Here is a 2,409-nt window from a genome sequence, read left to right as displayed (position 1 = left end):
CCAGGTTCTTCTCGATGAGAGCGAACTGCTTGGCTACATCATCGAACCCGGCCGGCTGGTTGAACAGCTTGCTGTACTCGGCATAGAACGGCTCGGCCATGTACAGGCCATCGAGCCACATTTGGTGGGTGTAGCGCTTCTTGTGCCAGTAGCCGCCCTCCTTGGTGCGGGGCTGCTCGTCAAGCTGCTGGTGCAGACGTTGGGCAGCTTTGCGGTAGGCCTCGCGCCGGGGCGCCGGCAGGTTGGGCTGCTGCATCAGCATGAGCAGGATGCGGCCGGTATTGATGTTGTCGAGGTTGAAGTCGTCGAAATTGTAGCGCGCAATGGTGCCGTCCGGCGCGATGGAGTAATCTATGGTGCGCACGATGTAGTCCATATACCGAGGGTCGCCGGCGCGCTCGCCCACCCGCTCCAACGCCTTGAGCATGAGGCCCTGCTTGTAGCCCCAACGGGCGACCTTATTCTTCTCCAGGCCCAACGAATCGGGGTATTGCCGCATGAAGGAATCGGCCATTTGCTGCCACAAGGGCTTGGGCTTGCCGGCCGACTGCGCCTGCGCAACCAAGCCACTAAGCAGCAACCACATGAGAAGAAAATGGCGGACATTCATGGCTTACTTTTTGGTAAGGGTTACGGCTTTCTTCTTCACGCCAGTGCCCAGCTCCAGCGCCTGTTTGGCCTTGGTGGCATCGGTGTTGGTGAGGGTGATGCCCTGGGCTTTTTCGGCGCCCGAAACGCGCAGCAGCACGCTGGCGCCGGGCCGGTAGCGGATGCCGTCAAGGGCGATGCGCTTGCTGTTGTGCACCTCCATCACGGGGTCGGTGTCGGAGGTGAGCAGGGTCACGTTTTTGAGGCGAATGTTGTCGGCTTCGATGCACACCAGGCCCTCCTTAGCTTGCAGCACCGCGTTTTCAATGCTGATACCCTTGATGCTCATTTCGGGCAGGCCGCGCACCATAATGGCGGTACGGGCACCAGCGCACGTCACGTTCCGGATGCTGATGCCACGAAATTGCGGGGTGCCTTCGTCCACGGGCTTGGCCGGCGACACGGGCCGCTCCTTCGAGCCAGCTACCTGCGGCGTGGGGTCCTTTATCATGTAGTACATGTCGAAGAGGATGGCCTCGCCGGGGATGTCGCGCATGTCGACGTGGTCGATGAAGATGTTCTCGACCACACCGCCGCGGCCGCGGGTGGTTTTGAAGCGCAGGCCGATGTCGGTGCCAAAAAACGTGAGGTTGGAAACGTAGATGTTGCGCGCCCCGCCCGACATCTCGGAGCCGATGACGAAGCCGCCGTGGGCCCGGTACACTTTGCAGTTGCGAATGATGAAGTTCTCGGTGGGCATGGCCCGGGCCCGCCCCTGCTCGTTGCGGCCCGACTTTATGCAAATGGCGTCGTCGCCCACGTTGAACGTGCTGCCTTCCACCAGGCCGTTCTTGCAGGACTCTAGGTCCAGCGCATCAGTGTTGGGGCTGTAGGGCGGGTTAGTCACCGTCACGTTGCGCACCACCACGTGTTCGCTGCGCATGGGGTGCAGGGTCCAGGCCGGCGAGTTTTGAAACGTGACGCCCTCCAGCAGCAGGCGCTGGCAGCGGTCGAGCACCAGCATGTCGGGCCGCAGGTAGTCTTTAATGTCTTCAAAGTCGGCGATGTTTTGCTTTTCAGGGGTCAGCACGCCGGCTTCCTTCACGGTGGTACCCTTCAACGACTGAGCCGAAGGGTACCAGCGGTCCTGCTTTTCGTTGAGGGCGCCGCCCGAGGCCACCAGTTTTTTCCATTCGCTTTCGAGGCTGCGGGCTTTTTGCACCATCCACCAGGCTTCGCCGGCTCCATCAATCACGCCGCGGCCGGTGATAGCCACGTTTTCGAGGCCCTGGCCGTAGAGCAGCGGCTGGTTGCGCACGGCGTCCAGGCCCTCCCAGTTGGTTTTTATCAGCTTATAATCGGCCATGCGGTTGCTGAATTGCAGCAATGCGCCCTCAGCTAGGTGCAGGTTTACATTCGATTTGAGCGTGAGCGGACCGGTCATCCAGTGGCCACGCGGGATGAGCACCACGCCACCGCCTTTGGCCGTGCAGGCGTCCAGGGCTTGCTGCACGGCGGCGGTGTTCGGGGTCAGGCCATCGGCCACGGCGCCGTACTTGGCAATGGAGAAGGTATCGGCTTTAAAGGCCGTGGTTTTGACTAGCGGGAGGTTAGGTGTTTGGGCCACGGCGGTGGTAGCCGTGAGGGCTATTAGGCTTAAGAAAGCGAATGTTTTCATGGAGGGGTTACAGTGGCAAGGGGCATATTTGCGATAATCCTAAAGGAACGTCATGTTGAGCGCAGCCGAAGCATCTCTACCGCCCTACTAGGGCGATTTGGAATCGGTGTGCTGTAGCGCGGACTTTTAGTCCGCGAGTAGCA

At 60.7% G+C, this 2,409-nt stretch carries 2 protein-coding genes; both read right to left on the bottom strand.

Annotation, left to right across the window (positions count from 1 at the left end; genetic code table 11):
* A partial coding sequence (locus tag VF629_RS18255; RefSeq protein ID WP_331059936.1) for a glycoside hydrolase family 88 protein occupies nt 1-586 on the bottom strand: 586 nt, incomplete at its 3' end.
* A 27-nt stretch (nt 587-613) separates the two neighbouring features.
* Nucleotides 614-2,266 carry a glycoside hydrolase family 28 protein gene (locus VF629_RS18250; RefSeq protein ID WP_331059935.1) on the bottom strand — a complete coding sequence of 551 codons (1,653 nt, stop codon included), beginning with the start codon at nt 2,264-2,266 and terminating at the stop codon, nt 614-616.
* Nucleotides 2,267-2,409 lie beyond the last annotated feature (143 nt).

Source organism: Hymenobacter sp., assembly GCF_036388155.1.
Classification (GTDB): Bacteria; Bacteroidota; Bacteroidia; order Cytophagales; family Hymenobacteraceae; genus Hymenobacter.
The sequence above is the reverse complement of the archived record's forward strand: the minus strand, read 5'-3'. Positions and strand labels throughout refer to the sequence as shown.